This is a genomic window from Dactylosporangium sp. NPDC000244 (assembly GCF_040300725.1).
Lineage (GTDB): Bacteria > Actinomycetota > Actinomycetes > Mycobacteriales > Micromonosporaceae > Dactylosporangium.
In genome coordinates, this window is record NZ_JBEPEH010000110.1 from 1 (window position 1) to 1,959 (window position 1,959).

The 1,959-nt window shown below is 71.3% G+C and carries 2 protein-coding genes; one reads left to right on the top strand and one right to left on the bottom strand.

Features of this window, described 5'->3' with window-relative positions:
- The coding region (locus tag ABT369_RS57715) for a PaaX family transcriptional regulator C-terminal domain-containing protein (RefSeq protein WP_350627246.1) at positions 1-448 on the top strand (448 nt) is incomplete at its 5' end.
- 75 nt (positions 449-523) lie between these two features.
- Here the strand turns inward: ABT369_RS57715 and ABT369_RS57720 are convergent.
- Entirely contained in the window at positions 524-1,864 is a 1,341-nt protein-coding gene (locus ABT369_RS57720) for an extracellular catalytic domain type 1 short-chain-length polyhydroxyalkanoate depolymerase (protein WP_350627248.1), read from the bottom strand.
- Positions 1,865-1,959 lie beyond the last annotated feature (95 nt).

Genomic DNA, 1,959 nt, shown 5'->3' on the forward strand with positions numbered 1-1,959 from the left:
CGACGAGGTCGCCCCCGAGGCGATCACGGTGTTCCGGGCCCGGCACGCCGAGTTCGGCGCGGCGACCCGGCGCGATCCGCTGCAAGCCTGGGACATCGCGGCGATCGCCGCGCACTACGACACGTTCACCCGGCGGTGGCGGCCACTGCTGCACCGCATCGCCGCCGGCCGGGTCGGCGGCGCGGAGGCGGTACGCGCCCGCACCGAGGTGATGGACACATACCGCCGCTTCGCCGTGCTCGATCCCCGCCTGCCCGTCCGGCTGCTGCCCCCGGACTGGCCCCGGCCGGCAGCCCGGGACGTCTTCACCGCCGTCTACGACGGACTGGCCCGGACCGCCGAGGAGCATGTGCGCGCGGTCGCGACCCGGCATGCCGACGGGTCGATGCCCGCCGTCAGCGCGCACACCGTCGCCGAAATTCTCGCCGGCGTCAGGGTGAGGACGTGATGCTCACGGCGCTGGTACGCGAGCAGATCGAGGCCGGCAGTCCCATGAGGCGATGGAACGCCGCAGTGTCCGGGCTTACGCGGTGGTACAGGTGGAGCCGTTGAGGGTGAATCCGGACGGTTTGGCGGTGTTGCCGGTGTGGGTGGCCTGGAACCCGATGTCCGTGGAGGCGCCGGGCGCCAGGACCGCGTTGTAGCCGGCATCGGTGGCGGTGACCCGGCCGCTGGACGGGCTGTAGGTGGCGTTCCAGCCGCCGGTGATGGTTTGTCCACTGGGGAGGGTGAAGGCCAGCGACCAGTGGCTGATGGTCGTCGAACCGGTGTTGGTGATGGTGATGGTGCTCGTCAGTCCGTTGTTCCAGGCGCTGATGGTGTCGGCGATCCGGCAGGCCCCGGTGCCTGCGGACGGCGGTGGCGACGAGACCGGCGGCGATGACGCCGGCGGGCTCGACACCGGTGGTGTCGACGAGGGCGGCGGGCTGCTCGCGCCGTCGAGCCCGAGGAAGGCGATGGCGTAGGCGAGCTGCCCGGACATGGGCAACTGATGGCCGACGCCGGCGATGCTGATCCCCTCGACGGTCGCCTGGGTGCCCGTGTTCCCGTACCGGGTTCGGGTCCAGCTCGACTGCGGGTGGTCGGTGAACGCCGGGGTCTGGCTCAGCCCGTCGAGGTTGGTCCACTGTTTGAGTTCCTCGCCGAAGTTCGGGTAGGCGAGGGTGGTGTCGGTGGTCCCGTGCCACAGCTGCATCCGCGGGTAGCGGCCGGTGTAGCCCGGATACATGGCCCGGGCCTGGTCGCCCCACTGCTGCGCCGTCTTGCTGATCGTGCCGCCGGAGCATTGGCTGTTCCACAGCGACCCGTTGGTGGTCGCGAAACAGCCGGCCGGGACGCCGGAGAACGCCGACGCGGCGGCGAACACGTCCGGGTACTGCGCGGCCAGGACGTTGGTCATCATCGCCCCGGAGGAGAAGCCGGAGACGACGATCCGGGCCGCGTCGATCGGGTAGTGCGAGCGGGCGTAGGCGACCATCGACATGATGCCGGTGGAGTCGCCGCCGCCGTTGCGCTTCAGCGCGGCCGGGGTGGACACGTCGAAGCAGTGCCCGTCGCGGGTCGCCTCCGGCAGGACGATGATGTACCCGTACCGGTCGGCGGCGGTCACGTAGTCGTGCCCGTTGCCGTTGAAGATGCCGCTCGCCGAGCCGCTGCAATAGTGCACGAGCACCAGCAGTGCCGGGCGGGACGCCAGCCGGGCCGGGACGTAGATGTACATGCCGAGGTTCGTCGGATTGTTGCCGAAGCCGGTCACCTGCGTCATCCCGGCGGCGAGCGCGGGTGAGCCGGGAAGCAGCAGGGCCGCGAGCCCGGCGGCGAGTGTTACCGCCGCGGCGAGCAGGAGCCGGGAGATGCGTCGCATGGATCTGTCCTTCGTGTTCAGGCGGCGGTGCAGCGCAGGGCGGGCGCGCCGGGGCTGCCGCTGACGGTGCCGAGGAAGCCGAACTGGGTGCTCGC

Coding starts and splice junctions, on each gene's coding strand:
- ABT369_RS57720 (WP_350627248.1), bottom strand. CDS start 1,864: ATGCGACGCATCTCCCGGCTCCTGCTCGCCGCGGCGGTAACACTCGCC.